Source organism: Amycolatopsis sp. NPDC004169 (genome assembly GCF_040610315.1).
Taxonomy (GTDB): domain Bacteria; phylum Actinomycetota; class Actinomycetes; order Mycobacteriales; family Pseudonocardiaceae; genus Amycolatopsis.
In genome coordinates this window covers 1-17,140 of record NZ_JBEXMD010000071.1, presented here as the reverse complement: position 1 = coordinate 17,140, position 17,140 = coordinate 1, and the positions used below count along the sequence as shown (strand labels likewise).

The following is a 17,140-nucleotide window of genomic DNA, read 5'->3' as shown; positions in this document are numbered from 1 at the left end:
ACCGAAGTGTCACCGAACGCACGTTCAGGTCACGGAGGCGTCACAGTAGCAGCAAACGGGTGATCAGGGATACTCCGAACGGCCAGATACCGGCCGGTAACGGACACTCCCAGTATGACCCCTGAGCGTCCAATGTAGACCGATTAACGGGGTTCACCGAGCATAGTGCCGATCATGCCCTCCGGCGGGCCCGACCAGGGCGGGTGCGGGATCTGCGAGCACATTGCGGCGCCCGCCGCACCGAGATCGGGCATTTCCGACATGGGTGCCGAGGGGCGGCGACCCGATCGAGGGTCACGTTCCGTAGCGGGCGACCAGTTCCGCGCCGAGCCGCGCGAGCTCGGCCTGCACCGACTCCGGGCCTTCCACTTCCACCAGTGCGCCCCAGCCCGCCAGCTCCTGCGCGATCATCACCGGCGCCGGGGCGGCGACCCGCGCGCGGACGCGGTCGCCGGGCAGCTCGGCGACCAGCTCGCAGTGCCGTCCGAACCGGTCCCGCAGCACCTCGAAGTGCCGGCGGGCGAGCACCACGTCCGCGCTGAGCAGCGAGCGGCGCTTCTCCACCTCTTCCACGACCTCCTGCCACACCCGCGCCAGCTCGAGGTCCGACGGGCGGTCCGCGGGCTCGCCGGTCGGGACGGCCGAGACGATCCGGTCGACGCGGAAGGTGCGGCGGCCCTTCGCCGTGCCCGCGACCAGGTACCAGACCTCGTCCTTGTCGACCAGGCCCCACGGGTCCACCAGCCGCTCCGACCGCTCGCGGCCGGCGTAGGCGAGGCGGACCCGGCGCCGGGCGATGACGGCGTCCTGCAGCAGTGCCACCATCGGCGGCCGTTCCTTCGGCCGCTCGCCCCAGCCGGCCTGGTCGACGACGATCGCGTCCGCGGCCGCCTCGGCGTCCGCCCGGAACGTGCCCGGCAGCGCGCCCATCAGCTTCCGCAGGGCCGACTTGACCTCCGGCGCCCCGGCCGCGGCCGGGCCGGCCAGCAGGAAGAGCGCCTGGGCCTCGGGCGCGCTCAGTCCGGAGAGGTCGGTCCGGGCGCCGCCGACGAGTTGCCAGCCACCGCCGCGGCCGGGCTGGGGGTAGACGGGCACGCCGGCCGCCGAGAGGGCTTCGAGGTCGCGGCGCGCGGTGGCGACGGAGATTTCCAGCTCCGCGGCCAGTTCGGCGGCGGTGACGCGGCCGCGCGTCTGCATCAGCAGGAGGGTGGCCACCAGGCGGTCGGCGCGCATGGGGCTACCCGATCCCGGTCACGGCCGGCGTTCCGCTGGGGTCCACTGTGGACCCCTAGGCCGGGTTCGCCGAACGCGGTGGCAGGTGCGGGACGCGTTCGCCCAGCGCCGGCTTGACGTGGGCCGGTTGGGCGGTCAGCACGCGCAGGAGCGATTCGCAGCCCGCCACGGTGAAATCGGCGACCGGGTAGTGGTCGGCGGTCCGCGGCTGCAGGAACCGGGGGATCTCGTCGGCCGTGTGGCCCGGCAGCACGACCGGGAGGATCTTCCGCGTCCACGCCGGCCGGTCGGTGTGCAGTTTTTCGCGCAGCAGCGCGGCTTCCGACTGGAGGCCGAGGTTGGTGCCCGCCGGGGCGTAGCCGTCGGCGACTTCGCGGTAGCGCGCCGAGGCGATCACGATGACGTGGTCGGCGGCTTCGATGCCGCCGATGGCCCACGTGTACCAGTCCTGCCGGTGGCCCGGATGCCACTGGTCGAGTGTCACGTCGACGCCGTTGCGCACGAGGAACTCGCTGAACGCGAGCACCTGGCCTTTGTGCGCGGGCGAATCGTGGGTGTACGACACGAAGACCCGTGCCGGGCCGGTTCTCGGCATGGTCGGAGACGATAGCAGTTCCGGCCGGGAAAAGTAGTCATTCGGTGCGCACTTTGGCTCGGCATGATGGCTCCACCCGCTGGAGAGGAGCAGGACATGCTGCGAGGGATGGCCACCGTCACCTACTACGCCGAGGACCACGAGGCCGCGAAGGCCTGGTACACCGAGTTCCTGGGGATCGAGCCGTACTTCAACGTGCCGGGCTACTCGGAGTTCCAGGTCGGCGACTACCAGCACGAACTCGGCATCATCGACCGCAGGTACGCCCCCTTCACCCACACCGAGCCGGGCGGTGAGATCGTCCGCTGGCACGTCGACGACCTCGAAGCGACCTTCGCGCGCCTGCTCGAGCTGGGCGCCAAGGAGTACGAGCCGGTCATCGAACGCGGGCCCGGGTTCGTGACGGCCTCCGTCGTCGACCCCTTCGGCAACGTCCTCGGGATCATGACGAACGTGCACTATCTCGCGGTACTGGCGGAACGCTCATGAGCCGATACGCCTCCTTGACGCACTTCTCGCACCGCACGTGCCGCTCGGTCTTGCCCGCCGGATCGGTGCCGTAGAAGGGGAAGCAGCCCGCGCCGCAGCTGCCGAAGTAGATCAGGCCGAGCCGCACCTCGCCGCGGCCGACGTAGTGCGCGAGCCGGCGGCGCGGGTCCGGCCCGCACTCGGGGATCCAGCCGTGGGACGGCAGGCGGGCGGCGGCGATCTCGTCGAGGACGCCCGCGCGGCTGATCAGGTCGGCGCCGAGACAGGTCAGGCGCTCGCCGAGGTCGCGCAGGCCGTCCGCGCGCAGGGGCGGGCCGGTCAGCCAGGCGAGGTCGCCGGGGAGGGTTTCGGCGAGGTCGCGGATGCGGGTCAGGAGTGCGTGGTCCGGGTCCATGACGGCCAGCGAAACCGACGCGGATCCGCGACACCAGCCGACGGGCGGGCGAGCGGAAATGTCGGACCCCGGTGACACAATGCGGTCATGGCGACACCCTTCGCGACACCCCGGGCGAGAGCGCTCGGGTTCGGGCTGCGCACCTGCCGGGAGGCGCGGAACCTCGGCGTGCGGCAGCTGGCCAGGAAGATCGGCGTGCATGCGCAGGAGCTGTCCAACTGGGAGTACGGGAAGCGGATCCCCAAGGTGGAGCAGGTGGCGCTGCTCATGGGGGCGCTGGTGGTGGAGCCCGAGGAGCGGAAACGCTTGCTGGAGCTGGCTCGTGGCGCGACCGAAGAGAGCTGGCTGGAGGCTTCGAAAACCGGGATCTACGTCCTCTACGAGCGCGAGGCGAGTGAGGTGTTCGGGTGGGAGCCGGTGCTGGTTCCCGGGTTGCTGCAGACTCCGGCCTATGCGCGGACCGTGCTGAGCGACCTCGGTGTGGTGGGCGATGAGCTCGAGAAGCTGCTCTTGCTGCGGCAGGTGCGCCGGGACTTGCTCTCCGGGCCGAGGCCGACCTCTTTGCACGTGGTCATCGGCGAGGCGGTGCTGCGGCCGCCCTTCATCGAGCCTTCGGTAATGGTCGAGCAGCTGCAGCTCATGCTGCAGGTTTCCCGGCGGCGGAACATCACCTTGCAGGTGCTCCGCGGCACCGACAGTTACCACCCGGGGTACTGCGGCCCGCTGACGATCCTCGACTTCCCGCAGCTGCCGCCGATCGTCTTTCTCGAGCAATATCGGGTAGGCGGCTACCTCTACGCTGAGGATCAGGTGGCCGACTACCGGTCGGTCGCGAAGTCCCTGGCGGCACTTGCGCTGAGCGAGCCGGACAGCTGCGCGCTGATCAGGGAGGTGATCGCCGAACTCGGAGGCTCGGATGAGTGAGTGGCGGACTTCCCGCTATTCGGAAAAGATCAACTGCGTCGAAGTGGCGCTCGGACCTGCGGCAAAAATCCGCGACACCAAGGACCGCTCCGGCGGCACCCTCGAAATCTCCACCCGATCGTGGGACGCCCTCCTCTCCGCACTGTGTAGCCCGGCCACACTGGATCTTCCCGAGGTGTAGCTCGCGCACACATGGCTGGCGACGGGCGTCACGCTTACCGTTCCCGTCCATGACCAGCGATCTGGACGGGCGCACCGCCCTCGTGACCGGCGGGGCGGGCGGTATCGGCCTCGCCTGCGTCCGCGCCCTCGCCGCGGCCGGGGCCAAGGTGCACGTCGTCGACATCGACGAGGAGCGGACCGAGGCCGCCGCCGCCGAGGTCGGCGGCTGGGCGCACGTCGCCGACCTCACCGACCCCGCGTCGATCGGCGCCCTGCCCGCCGAGGTCGACGTGCTGGTCAACAACGCCGGCATCCAGCACGTCGCCCCCCTGGAAGACTTCCCGCCGGAGGTCTTCACGCGCATCCAGGCCCTGATGGTCACCGCTCCCTTCCTGCTGATCCGGCACACCCTCCCCGCCATGTACGCCCGGGGGTGGGGGCGGATCGTCAACATGTCGAGCGTCCACGGGCTGCGCGCCTCCGCCTTCAAAGCCGCTTACGTCGCCGCCAAGCACGGGCTCGAAGGCCTCTCGAAGGTCGCCGCGCTCGAAGGGGCCGAACACGGCGTCACCAGCAACTGCGTGAACCCCGGGTACGTGCGCACCCCGCTGGTCGACGGGCAGATCGACGCCCAGGCCGCCGAGCACGACATCCCGCGTGAGGACGTCGTCGCCGAGGTGCTCCTCAAGCGGGCCGCGATCAAGAAGCTCATCGAACCCGAAGACGTCGCTTCCCTGGTGGTGTGGCTGTGCTCGCCGCACGCCGGTCACATCACCGGTGCCTCAGTTCCCCTCGACGGCGGCTGGACCGCCGCGTAACCACCCGCCAAACCCCACAAGGAAGTGGAGCCCGCAGTGAGCCAACCCCACCGGTCGGCGATCGCCAAGATCGTCGGCGCGAGCCTGATCGGCACCACCATCGAGTGGTACGACTTCTTCCTCTACACCTCGGCCGCCGCCCTCGTCTTCAACAAGCTGTTCTTCCCGACGGCGGACCCGCTCACCGGCACGCTGCTGGCGTTCCTGACCTACGCCGTCGGGTTCCTCGCCCGCCCGATCGGCGGCCTGGTCTTCGGCCACTTCGGCGACCGGCTCGGCCGGAAGAAACTGCTGGTCGTCAGCCTCGTGCTGATGGGTGGCTCGACCTGCCTGATGGGCGTCCTGCCGACGTACGCGACCGCGGGCGTCGCGGCTCCGCTGCTGCTCACGCTGCTGCGGCTGGTCCAGGGGTTCGCGCTCGGCGGGGAGTGGGGCGGGGCCGTCCTGATCGTCTCCGAACACGGTGACGACCGGCGCCGCGGCTTCTGGGCGAGCTGGCCGCAGTGCGGCGCGCCCGGCGGCAACCTGCTGGCCACCGCCGTCCTGGCGATCCTCTCGGCCACGCAGTCCGACGCGACCTTCCTGTCCTGGGGCTGGCGCGTTCCGTTCCTGCTCTCGGGCGTGCTGCTGCTGATCGGGCTGTGGATCCGGCTGGCCGTCGCCGAGTCGCCGGTGTTCCTCGCCGCGCAGCGCCAGGCCGAGGCGCGGGCCGAAAAGCACGTCCCGGTCGTCGACGTCTTCCGCAAGAGCTGGCGGCAGGTGCTCATCACGATCGGCGCGCGGATGGCCGAGAACGTCTCGTACTACGTGATCACCGCGTTCATCCTGGTGTACGTCACGACCGGGCTGCACCTGCCCAAGGGCGTCGGCCTGACCGCGGTGCTGATCGGCTCGGCCGTGCACTTCGTGACGATCCCGCTGTGGGGTGCGCTGTCCGACCGCGTCGGACGGCGGCCGGTCTACCTGTTCGGCGCGATCGGGATGGCCCTGTGGGGCTTCGCGTTCTTCGCGCTGCTGGACACGAAATCGTCGGCGGTGATCGTGCTGGCCGCGACTGTCGGGCTGGTGCTGCACGGCGCGATGTACGGCCCGCAGGCCGCGTTCTTCGCCGAGCAGTTCCCGACCCGGGTGCGCTACACCGGCCTGTCCGTCGGCGGGCAGCTGTCGTCGATCGCCGCCGGGGCCGTCGCGCCGCTGATCGCCGTCGCGTTGTTCTCGGCGTGGCACAGCACCGTTCCGGTGTCGCTGTACGTCGCGGCGATGTGCGTCATCACCGTGATCGCGCTGCTCGCGGCCCGCGAAACCCGCGGTGAGTCGCTGCACGACGACGTTCCGGCGGAACCGGCGGCCGTTTCGCCCTAGCATGACGGCCGTGACCGCACCCTCGGACGCGCTGCGCCGGCTGCTCGACCTGCTCGCCTCCGGGGCGAGCACCGAGCAGCTGGCGCACGTCGTCGTGGCCGCCAGGGCCGAGGGCGCCCTCGACGCCGCCGACCTGGCCGCATTGGCCAGCGCGGGCGAGCTGGCCCTGCGGATCCGCGAGACCCTGGCCGAGCACCGGCGGCGCGAAGCCCAGCTCACCGCCCTGTTCGAGACCGCGAGCGAGCTCGCCGCGCTGTCCGACCCGGACACCGTGCTGCGCTCGATCGTCCGGCGGGCGCGGGCGCTGCTCGGCGTCGACGTCTCCTACCTGAGCCTCAACCACGAAGCCGAGAACAAGACCTACGTCCGGGTCAGCGACGGGTCGGTGTCGGCGGAGTTCCAGCAGATCGTGCTGGGCATGGGCGAGGGGCTCGGCGGGCTGGTCGCGCAGACCGCGCGGCCGTACGCGACTTCGGACTACTTCAACGACGACCGGTTCAAGCACACGCGGCACATCGACTCCGGCGTCGCGGACGAGGGGCTGACCGCGATCCTCGGCGTGCCACTGGCCATCGGGCCGAAGGTGCTCGGCGTGCTGTTCGCGTCCGACCGGTCGACCCGGGAGTTCTCCGCCGACGAGGTCGCGCTGCTCTCTTCGCTCGCCGACCACGCGGCGATCGCGCTGGACAACGCGAACCTGCTCGACCAGACCCGCCGCGCGGTCGCGGAGCTCAACGAGGCCAACGCGACGATGGAACGCGCCGAGGACGCGCACGACCGGCTGACCGACCTCGTGCTGCGCGGGGGCGACCTGCCCGACGTGGCCGCCGCGGTCGCCGACGTGCTGCACGGGAACCTCACGGTCTACGACGCCGACGGGACGCTCCTGGCCAGCTCGGCGGCCCCGGTGGCGCTCGACCCGGACGCGCTCGCCGCGGCCCGCAGCACCGGGCGTGCGGTGTCCACAAAGGACAACTGGGTGTGCGCGGTGCAGGCGGGCCCGGAACTGCTCGGCAGCCTGGTGCTGGCCGGCCGGCCCGGCCTCGGCAACCCCGACCGGCGGCTGTTCGAGCGCGCCGGCGTCGTGACGGCGCTGCTGCTGATGCTGCGGCGATCGGTGGTGCGCGCCGAAGACGAGGTCCGCGGCGAGCTGCTGACCGACCTGCTCACCGCACCCGGCCGCAACCCGCGGGCCCTGCTGGCCCGCGGCCGCCGCCTGGGCATCGACCTGTCGGCGCCCCACGCGGTCCTGGTGGCCCACGCGGACGGCGGCTCCCGCCGTCGCGTGGCGAGCGCGGCCGCCCGGCACGCGACGCTGGTCGGGGTGCACGCCGAAGAGGTCGTGTTGCTGGCGCAGGGAGATCCGGACGAGCTGGCCCGCCGGGTGGCGGCCGACCTCGGCTCGGCCACCGGCCGCCCGGTCACGGTGGGCGCGGCGGGCCCGGCGAGCGGCCCGTCGGCGATCGCGGAGGCCCACGCGGAGGCGGCGCGCTGCGTCCGGGCCCTGCTCGCACTGGGCCGCACGGGCGAAGGCGCGGCGATGGCGGGGCTGGGGTTCCTCGGCCAGCTCCTCGGCGACCGGGCGGACCTGGACGCGTTCGTCCGCCAGACGTTGGGACCGGTACTGGACTACGACGAGCGCCGCGGCACGGAACTGGTGGCGACGCTGCGGGCGTACTTCGCGAACGGCTCGCAGCTGGCGCGGACGAAGGACGTGTTGCACGTCCACGTGAACACGGTGGTGCAGCGGCTGGAGCGGGTGGCGTCGCTGCTGGGGGAGGACTGGCAGGCGCCGGACCGGGCCCTGGAAATCCAGCTGGCACTGCGGGTGCACCGGCTCGGCGGAGCGCGCTGACCCCGGTTTTTGTCGGTGGTCTCCGGTAGCGTGGAAAACGGGGGGCGCCCCCGCGGGCGGCCCCGCGGGCGGGCGCAAAGGAACCCGTCCGGCCCTATCGGATCCCCTCGAGGATCGGGCACGGTGGAAGTTGACGAGAAACCGAATCGAGGGGGTTCCGGTGAATCAGTTCAACAGCGTGCTCGAGGCGACGTTCGGCGTCGAGGCGGTCGAGCCGGCCGGACTGCAGGTCGACCAGCTCGACGGCTGGTCGGTGGGAGCGGCTTCGGCGCCCGGCACCTGCTACTGCCGGGGCGAACACCCGGTGAAGGGCTCGGTCTGCCGGGTCGAGCAGCCGGTGATGGCCTCGGTCTGCCGGGTCGAGCAGCCGGTGATGGGCTCGATCTGCCGGGTGGACCGGCCTGCGCGTCCGACGATTTGCCGGGCGGAGCAGCCGGTTCCGGCCGCCGGGTGACCGATCCGGCCCAGCCGCGCGTCGGGTTCAAACGGCACCTGAGCACCGCGGTGGTGCCCGGGGACGCGGTGTACGTGCTGTCCGAAGACGGCGCCGTGGCCCTGACCGGCCCGCACCTGGAGTCCCTGGTCCCGTTGCTGGACGGCACCAGGGACTTCGCCGCGGTGCGGCGCGACTTGCCCGACGGTGTCCCGCCCGAGCAGGCCGCCGGCGTGCTGGCCCGCCTCGCCGACGCGCACGTGATCGGCCTGGCGTCGCCTCCTGAAGCCGGCGCGGACCCGGCCGAACTGGCCTACTGGGACGCCATGGGGACCGACGGTGCGGCAGTGACCGCCGGCCGGGTTGCGCTCCTGGGCGCTGATCCCGGTTCGCCCGCCGCCGATGTGCTGCGCGCGGCCGGGCTCACGGTCGTCGACGGCAGCGCCGAGGCGGATCTCTCCGTCGTGCTGTGCCACGACTACCTGACCGATTACCTGTCCGAAGTGGACGCCGAACACCGCGCGACCGGACGGCCGTGGCTGCCGGCGAAGCCGCTCGGCGCGCGGCCGTGGATCGGCCCCTTCTTCACACCCGGCGAGGGGCCGTGCCGGCACTGCCTGGCCACGCGGCTGTGGGGCAACCGGCCCGCCGAGGCGTACGTGCGGGACGCACTCGGGTTGTCCGGTGCTCTGCCGCGTCCGGCGGTCACGCTCGCCCCGCTCCACACGGCCGCGCTCAACCTCGTGGCCCTCGAAGCGGTCAAGTGGCTGGCCGGGCAGCGGTACCCGGGGCAACGGACACTGTGGACGTTCGACAGCCGCGACCTGGCCGGCGAACGGCACGAAGTCCGCGCCCGCCCGCAGTGCCCGTCCTGCGGCAACCCGGAACTGGTGCGCGAGCGGACGCGTCGTCCCGTGGTCTTCGAGCCGCGCCCCAAGGCCCACACATCCGGCGGCGGGCACCGCGCCCTGCCGCCCGAGCAGGTCCTCGATACCTACCGGCACCTGGTCAGCCCGCTGACCGGCGTCGTCAAGGAACTGCGGCGCGACGAGCGCGGACCGGCCCTGTTCACGTCGTTCCGCTCCGGGCCGAACATCGCACTGGGCCGGCGCGGAGCCGAGCGGCTGCGCACCGCGCTGCGGAGCGAGAACGGCGGCAAGGGCGTCACCCCGATCCAGGCCGAGGTGGGGGCGCTGTGCGAGGCCCTCGAACGGCACAGCGGCCACTACGACGGCGACGAGGACCGGGTCCGGGCCAGTTTCCGCTCGCTGGGCGACAAGGCGGTGCACCCCGACAGCTGCCAGCTCTTCCACACCCGCCAGTACGCCGGCCGGGCGCGTGAAAACGCCCGCCACGGCCCGTTCCAGTTCGTCTGCGACCCCTTCGACGAGGACGCGGAACTGGACTGGACGCCGGTGTGGTCGCTCACCCGCGGCGAACACCGGCTGTTCCCGACCGCGATGCTGTACTTCGGCGTGCCCGCCGAACCGGGGCCGGTGTCCCTGTTCGCCGACTCCAACGGCAACGCCGCGGGCGGCACCCTGGAGGACGCCACCCTGCAGGGGATGCTGGAGGTCGTGGAACGCGACGCCGTCGCGCTGTGGTGGTACAACCGCACCCGGCAACCCGGGGTCGACCTCGACGCCTTCGGCGACCCGTGGATCACCGAGCTGCGCGCGGTGTACGCCGGTCTCGACCGGGAGGTCTGGGTGCTGGACGTCACCTCCGACCTCGGGATGCCCGTGTACGCCGCGCTGTCCCGGCGGACCACCGGACCCACCGAGGCGATCATGATGGGGTTCGGCGCGCACCTCGACCCGGCCGTCGCGCTGAGGCGCGCGCTGACCGAGCTGAACCAGATGATGCCCGCCGTCCTCGGTGGCTGGGACGGGGACGACGACCCGGACGCGGCGCGCTGGCTTCGGGAAGCGACCGTGGCCACGGAGCCGTACCTGTTGCCTGACCCGGCGCGCCCCGCGGCGGGTCCCGGCGACGACCTCTCCGCCCCCGACCTGGTGGCGGACATCCGGCTGGTGCAGGCCCGGCTCGAGGCGGCCGGGCTGGAGGTGTTCGTGCTCGACCAGACGCGGCCCGACATCGGCCTGCCCGTGGTCAAGGTGATCGTCCCCGGCCTGCGTGGCTTCTGGGCGCGGTTCGCACCCGGCCGGCTCTACGACGTGCCGGTGCGGCTCGGCCGCCTGGCCGAGCCGACCGCCTACGAAGACCTCAACCCGATGCCGATCTTCCTCTAGCACTGCCTGTCTTGCGGGGTCCGGGTGGCGGAGCCCCCCGGCGCGGGGCGGATCGGGACCGTACGCCTCGGACAGGCCGGAACTCGCAGCTCACCTCGCTTCTGGCTCAGTCCGTCGATGAGCGGCCGAGCACGAGCCGGGTCCGGTCGCGCAGGGCGTCGAGTTCGGGGGAACCGCCTCGCACCTCGATGATGAGCTCGACGGCGGCCAACAGGTACTCGAGGGCGATGACGTGCTCGTCGAACGGAGCGTCGACCTCGAACTCGTCGAGCAGGACCTGGAAGTCGGCGAGTACCGCCTCGGCGTGATCGGCGGCCCGGTCGGGATCGCCGTTGCGCTGGGTGCAGCGGGCCGACTCGATCATCGCTCGGCCGACGAAGGCGTGGCACTGGCCCAGCAGGCGGGTGACGATGCGTCCCACCAGTCCGAGGCCCTGCTCTTCGAGCTGCGGATCGGGCTGGGCAGCGAACTTCGCGGTGACCTGACGGGCGGCCGCGGCGAGTGCGACACCGTCGACCCATTCCTGGGATCCCTCCGGGGCACAGGGCAGCTGCCCCAAGCGGGCGATGCACGCTTCGGCCGCGACCGATAGGGACGTCGCCGCTTCGATGAGGAGGTGGAAGCGTGTGCGATCCGGCTCCTGGGACGCGACGGCCGAGCGTGCGACCTCGAGCGCCACGGCGACGTCCTCCGTGCCGTGCGTGGGCTCGCCACGGCGCGCTCGCTCCAGGAGCGCCTCCGCGGCCGCCTGCTCTTCCACAGACGGCCCGGATGCATCGTCGTCAACGGGGAGGCCGAGCTCGAGGCGGTAGGACAGCCAGGCCAGCGGGTCCTTGACGGGATCCGGCTCGTTGGCGGGATTGCCGGACGCAGCACGAACAGCTCCGCCCGCGACGCGGTCCATGGCGAGCCGTGCATCATCGAACGGCAGCGCGAACCGTTCGGTCAGGACGGCAAGGACGTCGCGACGGGGCACCCCCTGCGCGGGCGCCGCTCGCAGGTACGAGACAAGGCCTCCCATCGACGTTCCACGGGCCACGCGCACAGTCAGGTCGTCGGTCCACTCCACCGGTCGAGGATGCCTGTCCTGATCTCGGACGACAAGCGAGTTCCGCCCTGACACTGCCCGTCGGCGAGGACCCAGTACCCCGGGGAGGTCTCCCGCAGTGCGTGCACGGTGAACGTGTTCCACAGCCCCATCGCCTGGTTCGAGCCGTTCGCGTACGTCTGGCCGCCGCTCTGGTGGGCGCGGCCCGCCTGCGTGTGGGCGTAGTTGCTGGCGCTCACGCAGGTGCCCGCCGGTGTGCTGGTCGTCGTCGGCACGGTTGTCGGGGTGGTCGTCGGCGTGCCTGATCCGCCGTCCAGCCCGAAGAACACGCCCGTGTAGTAGCTGGAACAGATGCCGGCCAGGAAGTACGCGCCGGTGCTGCCGCACTGCGTCGTTCCGGTGCCCGGGTCGACCGCCGTGCCGTGGCCCATGCCCGCGATCGAATACAGCTGGACCTTGCCGCCGTAGTTCGTCAACGTCGTGCCGCCGGGCAGGGACTGCGTGCTCGTCGGCGTCTGGGAGACGCCGTGCACCGCTGTCCACTGGTCGCGCAACTCCGTGCCGTTGACCGGGTAGACCGTGTAATCACCCGTGCCCTGCCAGATCGCCACGCGGGGCCACGGACCGCCGTGGCCGGGGTTCTGCGCGGTGACCTTCGCCGCCCACTGCGCCGGGGTCAGGCGCTGGTCGTTCTGCTGGCAGCCCGACGCCTGCGTGAGGCTCGTGGCGCACTGCGCCGGAAGGCCGGCGTTGATGCCGCCGCCTGCGAAGACGTCCGGGTACGCGGCGAGCAGGTCGGCCGCCATCCCGCCGCCGGCCGACAACCCCGTGACGAACACGCGTGAGGTGTCCGAGCCGTGGTCGGCGACCGCCTTGTCCACCATGGACCGGATCGACGCCGCTTCGCCGTTGCCGCGCGTGTCGTCGGCGGGATCGAACCAGGTGAAGCACTTCAGCGAGTTGTTCGCCGTGGACGTCTGCGGGAACACGACCTCGAACCGCCAGCGGTCGGCCAGCTCGGGCCAGCCGGAGTGGGCGTAGTAGTCGGCGGCGCTCTGCGTGCAGCCGTGCAGCGCGACGACCACCGGACGGCCCGTCCCGAGCCCGGCCGGGGTGTAGGTGTACATCGCCAGGTTGCCGGGATTGGCGCCGAAGGAGGAGATCTGGACGAGGGACGACGGCGGCGGATCGGCGGCGGCCACCCCGACGGTGGTGAGCACGGCGGCGGTGATCGCGGCGAGGCCGGCGAAAGCGAGCTTGCGCATGGTGAGTTCCTTCTCGTCGTTGAGAGGGTCCCCAGTGACGTTAAGACGGCCGCTCGGCCGGAGACCATGTGGCCGTCCACCACATCGGCTCGCCGATTCATGGTGACCGCCGGGATGGCTCCCCGGCACGGCACCCGCTTGGCTGGGGTGGTCATCGACGACCGGAGGTGAACCGTGCGGGGTTGGCTGGCTTGGGTTCTGGCGGGAGCGCTCACGGCAGCGCTGCCGGCGTCGGCGTCCGCCGCGGGCGAGGACTGCTCGGTCCGGGTGCCCGGTGCCGAGCTGTCCGTGGCCGCCTGCCTGGACGACCTGACCACGACCGGGACGCTCGCGTCCGGGCACACCGTCCAAGCGGACTGGGCCGGGCTGACGTCGGCGGGCCTGCCCACCTTCGGTGCGGTGCCCGGCGTCCAGGTCGACGGGTACTTCCCGGACTCCTCGACGGCGAACACCAACCACGGCTGGAACCACGACGCGCAGTTCGTGCTGCGCCTGCCGGACCGGTGGAACGGCGGCCTGGTCGTCTCCGGCGCGCCCGGCGTCCGGCGCCAGTACGCGAACGACCGCGCCATCGGCGACCAGGCGCTGACCGAGGGCTACGCGTTCGCCGCCACCGACAAGGGCAACACCGGCGCGGAGTTCTTCACCGACGGCGTCCGCCCGGGAGACGCGCTGGCGGAGTGGAATTCCCGTGTCACGCAGCTGACGCTCGCCGCGCGTTCGGCCGCGGCCCGGCACTACGGCCGTCCGGTCGCGAAGACCCTCGCCGCCGGGCTCTCCAACGGCGGGTACCTCGTGCGGTGGCAGCTGGAGAACCGGCCGTGGCTCTACGACGGCGGTGTCGACTGGGAAGGGACGCTGTGGCGGGCCGACGGGCCGAACCTGCTGACGTTCCTGCCGCCGGCGCTGCGCGCGTACCCGGCGTACGCCGCCGGCTCGGAGGCGGCCCACCAGTCCATTTTGGACGCCGGGTTCGCGCCGGGCTCGGAGTTCCTGTGGGACTACCACTACCGCGTCTACTGGGACCTGACCCAGCGGATCTACCGCGAAGAGGTCGACCCGTCGTTCGACGGCGCCGGGCAAGCGGGGGTGCCGTTCTGCGCTTCGGGAACGCCGTCCTGCGACGCGGACTACGCGTATGCGTCCCGGCCGCCTTCGGTGGCGCGGGTGGTCGAGCGGATTTCGCTGACCGGGCGGATCGGCAAGCCGCTGCTGACACTGCACGGCACCCTGGACACGCTGCTGCCGATCACGCGCGACTCCGACGTCTACGACCGGATGATCCGCGATTCGGGCCGCGGCGCGCTGCACCGCTACTACCGGATCGAGGGCGGCAACCACGTCGACGGGCTCGTGGACGCCTACCCGGACCGGCTGCGCCCGCTGGGCCCGTGCTTCCGCACCGCGTTCGACGCCCTCGGCGGGTGGCTGCGCGGGGTGCGTCCCCCGGCCTCGGCGACGATCGCCCGCCCCGCCGGTGCGACGCCGTCGGAGCTGGCGAAGGCGTGCGACCTGGTCAGTCGCCCTTGATCAGGTGGCCGGCCAGCACCGGGCTGAACGTCCCCGCCGGGATGCCCGAGCCGTAGCCGCAGCTGCCGTCGGAGTCGCCGGGGACCTTGATCCACAGCTGCATCTCCGGGCCGCCGCCGAGCTGGGATGTCGCACCCAGCTTGCGCTTCGGCGGGTTGCACCACTCGGAGTCCGTGCCGTGGCCGGCGCCGTTGCGGCTGGTGTCGACCACGAAGGGGGCCGGGTAACCCAGTGCCGAGCCGACGGCCTTGCCGTAGGCCGTCGACTCGGCCGTGGTGGCGAAGTTGGACACGTTGAGCGCGAAGCCGTGGACGGACTGCACGCCCACCTGCTGCAGGCGCGCGGCCATCGTCGCGGCCGGGATCCAGGTGGCGTTGCCGCCGTCCAGGTAGGCCCAGGTGTTCGGTGCCTTCTGCGCGAACTGCGTCGCGGCGAACTTCAGCAGGTCGACGCGCGTCTGGCGGGCGTCACCGGGCAGGCAGTCGAGCTGGGCCAGCGCGTCCGGCTCGATGATCACGACGGCCGGCTTGCCGCCGATGCCGTCGGCGAACGCGGAGATCCAGTCGCGGTAGGCCTGCGGGCTGCCCGCGCCGCCGGTCGACTCGCCGCCGCAGTCGCGGCCGGGGATGTTGTAGGCGACCAGGACGGGCAGCTTGTCGGCGAGGTCGGCGGTGTAGGTGTAAGAGTCGACCGCCGCCCGGATGTCCCCGCTCCAGTTGCCGAACCAGCGGGCGGTGGGCTTGGTCGCGATCGACGTCCGGATCGGACCGGCGAGGCTGTCGCCCGGGTGGTCGCGGACCCACACCGCCGGGTTCGAGTCCGGGTCGACGTAGAAGCCGTTCGTCTTCTCGAGCGGGCTGCCGTCCGCGGCGAGGGCCGGGGCGGCGGGGGCGAGCCCGGTGAGGGCCAGTGCGGCGGCCACGAGCCAGGTCTGGGTGCGCATTTCCGCAGTTTGCCGCCGAGCCGTACACGAATCGTACAAAAAAGCGGTGAACCGGATCGAACCCGCAGCCGTACTACTGAGTGAAGGGCGCGGTCCAGCCGCCGCGAAACCCGCCCTGAGCTGCAGTTTCACCGGCCGGACGGTCGTCCCCGTTCGGCCGCTTGCGGGAGCGTCGGCCGTCATTCATGATGAGTTCGGGGTCCGTGAAAATTCGTTAAACCCGAATATCCAGGTGTCGATCATGCTGCGGAAGAACCGTCCGTCCGGAAGTGAACGTCATGCTCCTACCTGCGCCAGGGGCCGCCTGATGGCCGTCGACCTGCCGGGCCTCGCGATCGTCGCCGGGGTGCTGTTGCCGGCGTTCGCCGCGGCGGCCTGGGCGATCAGCCTGGAACGGCGGCCGCGCCGCGCCCCGGAAGCTCCCGACCCGGAGCCGGACTTCACCGTGGCCGGGATCCAGTCGCGCCTGCGCCGTGAGGTGGCCGCCCGGAAGCTGGCCGACGCCGGCACCGTCGCCCTCCCGACCCTGCCGATCCCGGCCCAGACCCGCCGCGAACCACCCCTGACCCGCCTGCCGAGCCGGGTGGCTGGCATCCTCCCACCCCCGGCCCCGGCGGCGGCCGGGCTCGCGCCGCGGTTCGCGTTCGCGCCGCCGGACACGGACCTGATGCGCCGGATCCTGGACGGCCTGCGCAAGCTGGACTAGGGCGTGTCTGACAAAGGTTCCGGCTGGTTGCTGGGATGCTGCTGGTCGTGTCGCGGTTTCAGTTGCTCTCCGATGCTCAGTGGGCGTTGATCGAGGACTTGCTTCCGGTCCGGACCGGTCAGCGTGGTCGTCCGTTCTCGGATGCGCGGGCGATGGTCGAGGGGATCATCTACCGGTATCGGTGCGGGATCCCCTGGCGGGATGTGCCGGCGGTGTTCGGTCCGTGGCAGACGATCTGGACCTGGCATCGCCGGATGGCCGGTGACGGCATCTGGGACACCGTGCTGCAACGCCTGCTCACCCACGCGGATGCGGCTGGCCTGGTGGACTGGTCGGTGTCGATCGATTCCACGATCGCCCGGGCGCATCAGCACGCCACCAACATCACCCGTCCCACAGGGGGCTGGGTCGAACTACACGGATCTGCTGACCGAGTCGCCTGACCACGCGATCGGCCGTTCCCGCGGCGGCTGGAGCACCAAGGTGCACCACCTCGTCGACGGCAACGGCCGGCCACTGGTGGCCTTGGTCGGTCCTGGCCAGGCCGGGGACGCACCGATGTTCCCGCATCTGATGCGGCATCTGCGCATCCGCCGGGCCGGGCGTGGTCGGGCCCGCACCCGGCCCGATCGGGTTCGCGGCGATAAGGCCTATTCCTCGCGGGCGATCCGCGGGCATCTGCGCGCCCGCGGCATCGTCGCAGTGATCCCCGAGCCCGCTGATCAGGCCGGGCACCGCAAACGCCGCGGTTCCCGCGGCGGCCGCCCACCTGCCTTCGATGCGGTCGACTACCGCGGCCGCAACGTGGTCGAACGACAGTTCAACCTGCTCAAACAATGGCGTGGCTTGGCCACTCGCTACGACAAGTTGGCCATCGTCTACCGATCAGCGGTCGTCCTGCACGCCGCGATCACTTGGACCAAAGCATTGTCAGACACGCCCTAGGGGTGTCCGCAAAGCCGGAGGAGCAGGGTGGCCAGGTCGATCATGCTTCGGTGGGCGAAGGACAAAAGCAACGGCCGCGTCGAGAGCATGCCCTAGACGAGTAATGCGTAAGTCTGGGTGGTGACCGGAGACGGGCGAAGGGTGTTCAAGATCCGTTTGTGACGACAGACCTGAACACCCTTCTCA

General features: G+C 71.7%; 16 protein-coding genes and 1 pseudogene. 11 read left to right on the top strand and 6 right to left on the bottom strand.

The window, feature by feature from the left end; genetic code table 11:
* Positions 1-294: 294 nt before the first annotated feature.
* Positions 295-1,233 carry a WYL domain-containing protein gene (locus ABZX11_RS46075; protein WP_354925136.1) on the bottom strand — a complete coding sequence of 313 codons (939 nt, stop codon included), beginning with the start codon at positions 1,231-1,233 and terminating at the stop codon, positions 295-297.
* Positions 1,234-1,288: 55 nt separating this feature from the next.
* A complete protein-coding gene (locus tag ABZX11_RS46070; RefSeq protein ID WP_354925134.1) occupies positions 1,289-1,828 on the bottom strand; it encodes a toll/interleukin-1 receptor domain-containing protein in 540 nt (179 codons plus the stop codon).
* A 96-nt stretch (positions 1,829-1,924) separates the two neighbouring features.
* Between ABZX11_RS46070 and ABZX11_RS46065 the strand changes: the two genes are divergently transcribed.
* Positions 1,925-2,317: a VOC family protein gene (locus ABZX11_RS46065; RefSeq protein ID WP_354925132.1), complete on the top strand. Its 393-nt coding sequence runs from the start codon at positions 1,925-1,927 to the stop codon at positions 2,315-2,317.
* Here the strand turns inward: ABZX11_RS46065 and ABZX11_RS46060 are convergent.
* Positions 2,271-2,711, bottom strand: a complete 441-nt coding sequence (locus ABZX11_RS46060; protein WP_176171224.1) for a hypothetical protein — start codon at positions 2,709-2,711, stop codon at positions 2,271-2,273. The genes ABZX11_RS46065 and ABZX11_RS46060 overlap by 47 nt on opposite strands.
* 87 nt (positions 2,712-2,798) lie before the next feature.
* On the opposite strand from ABZX11_RS46060, the gene ABZX11_RS46055 reads away from it, so the two are divergent.
* The 7 genes from ABZX11_RS46055 to ABZX11_RS46025 all read left to right on the top strand — a co-directional run bounded on the left by ABZX11_RS46055 (position 2,799) and on the right by ABZX11_RS46025 (position 10,517).
* Positions 2,799-3,635 carry a helix-turn-helix transcriptional regulator gene (locus ABZX11_RS46055; RefSeq protein WP_354925130.1) on the top strand — a complete coding sequence of 279 codons (837 nt, stop codon included), beginning with the start codon at positions 2,799-2,801 and terminating at the stop codon, positions 3,633-3,635.
* Positions 3,628-3,816: a DUF397 domain-containing protein gene (locus ABZX11_RS46050; protein ID WP_354925128.1), complete on the top strand. Its 189-nt coding sequence runs from the start codon at positions 3,628-3,630 to the stop codon at positions 3,814-3,816. The genes ABZX11_RS46055 and ABZX11_RS46050 overlap by 8 nt, the downstream gene beginning before the upstream one ends.
* Positions 3,817-3,865: 49 nt before the next feature.
* Complete coding sequence (locus ABZX11_RS46045; RefSeq protein ID WP_354925126.1) at positions 3,866-4,615, top strand: 3-hydroxybutyrate dehydrogenase; 750 nt, start codon at positions 3,866-3,868, stop codon at positions 4,613-4,615.
* A 36-nt stretch (positions 4,616-4,651) separates the two neighbouring features.
* Positions 4,652-5,977, top strand: coding sequence for an MFS transporter (locus ABZX11_RS46040; RefSeq protein ID WP_354925124.1), 1,326 nt, complete (start codon positions 4,652-4,654; stop codon positions 5,975-5,977).
* Between the two features lies 1 nt (position 5,978).
* The gene (locus ABZX11_RS46035) at positions 5,979-7,832 is read left to right on the top strand and encodes a GAF domain-containing protein (RefSeq protein WP_176171220.1); all 1,854 of its coding nucleotides are present in this window, start codon (positions 5,979-5,981) and stop codon (positions 7,830-7,832) included.
* 160 nt (positions 7,833-7,992) lie between these two features.
* Entirely contained in the window at positions 7,993-8,286 is a 294-nt protein-coding gene (locus ABZX11_RS46030) for a hypothetical protein (protein ID WP_354925122.1), read from the top strand.
* Positions 8,283-10,517 carry a TOMM precursor leader peptide-binding protein gene (locus ABZX11_RS46025; protein WP_354925120.1) on the top strand — a complete coding sequence of 745 codons (2,235 nt, stop codon included), beginning with the start codon at positions 8,283-8,285 and terminating at the stop codon, positions 10,515-10,517. Before ABZX11_RS46030 ends, ABZX11_RS46025 begins: the two co-directional genes overlap by 4 nt.
* A gap of 106 nt (positions 10,518-10,623) precedes the next feature.
* On the opposite strand, the gene ABZX11_RS46020 is transcribed toward ABZX11_RS46025, so the two are convergent.
* Positions 10,624-11,586 (bottom strand): hypothetical protein, encoded by a 963-nt coding sequence (locus ABZX11_RS46020; protein ID WP_354925118.1) that lies wholly within the window; start codon positions 11,584-11,586, stop codon positions 10,624-10,626.
* Positions 11,565-12,830, bottom strand: a complete 1,266-nt coding sequence (locus ABZX11_RS46015) for a PHB depolymerase family esterase (RefSeq protein ID WP_354925116.1) — start codon at positions 12,828-12,830, stop codon at positions 11,565-11,567. Before ABZX11_RS46015 ends, ABZX11_RS46020 begins: the two co-directional genes overlap by 22 nt.
* Before the next feature lie 174 nt (positions 12,831-13,004).
* Here ABZX11_RS46015 and ABZX11_RS46010 point away from each other — a divergent pair, with 174 nt between their 5' ends.
* Positions 13,005-14,360, top strand: a complete 1,356-nt coding sequence (locus ABZX11_RS46010; protein ID WP_354925114.1) for a tannase/feruloyl esterase family alpha/beta hydrolase — start codon at positions 13,005-13,007, stop codon at positions 14,358-14,360.
* Here ABZX11_RS46010 and ABZX11_RS46005 read toward each other — a convergent pair.
* The gene (locus ABZX11_RS46005) at positions 14,347-15,303 is read right to left on the bottom strand and encodes a glycoside hydrolase family 6 protein (RefSeq protein ID WP_176171216.1); all 957 of its coding nucleotides are present in this window, start codon (positions 15,301-15,303) and stop codon (positions 14,347-14,349) included. The genes ABZX11_RS46010 and ABZX11_RS46005 overlap by 14 nt on opposite strands.
* Before the next feature lie 307 nt (positions 15,304-15,610).
* Here ABZX11_RS46005 and ABZX11_RS46000 point away from each other — a divergent pair, with 307 nt between their 5' ends.
* Positions 15,611-16,009 carry a hypothetical protein gene (locus ABZX11_RS46000; protein WP_176171215.1) on the top strand — a complete coding sequence of 133 codons (399 nt, stop codon included), beginning with the start codon at positions 15,611-15,613 and terminating at the stop codon, positions 16,007-16,009.
* A gap of 23 nt (positions 16,010-16,032) precedes the next feature.
* Positions 16,033-16,954 (top strand): annotated as a pseudogene (locus ABZX11_RS45995) (IS5 family transposase).
* Positions 16,955-17,140 lie beyond the last annotated feature (186 nt).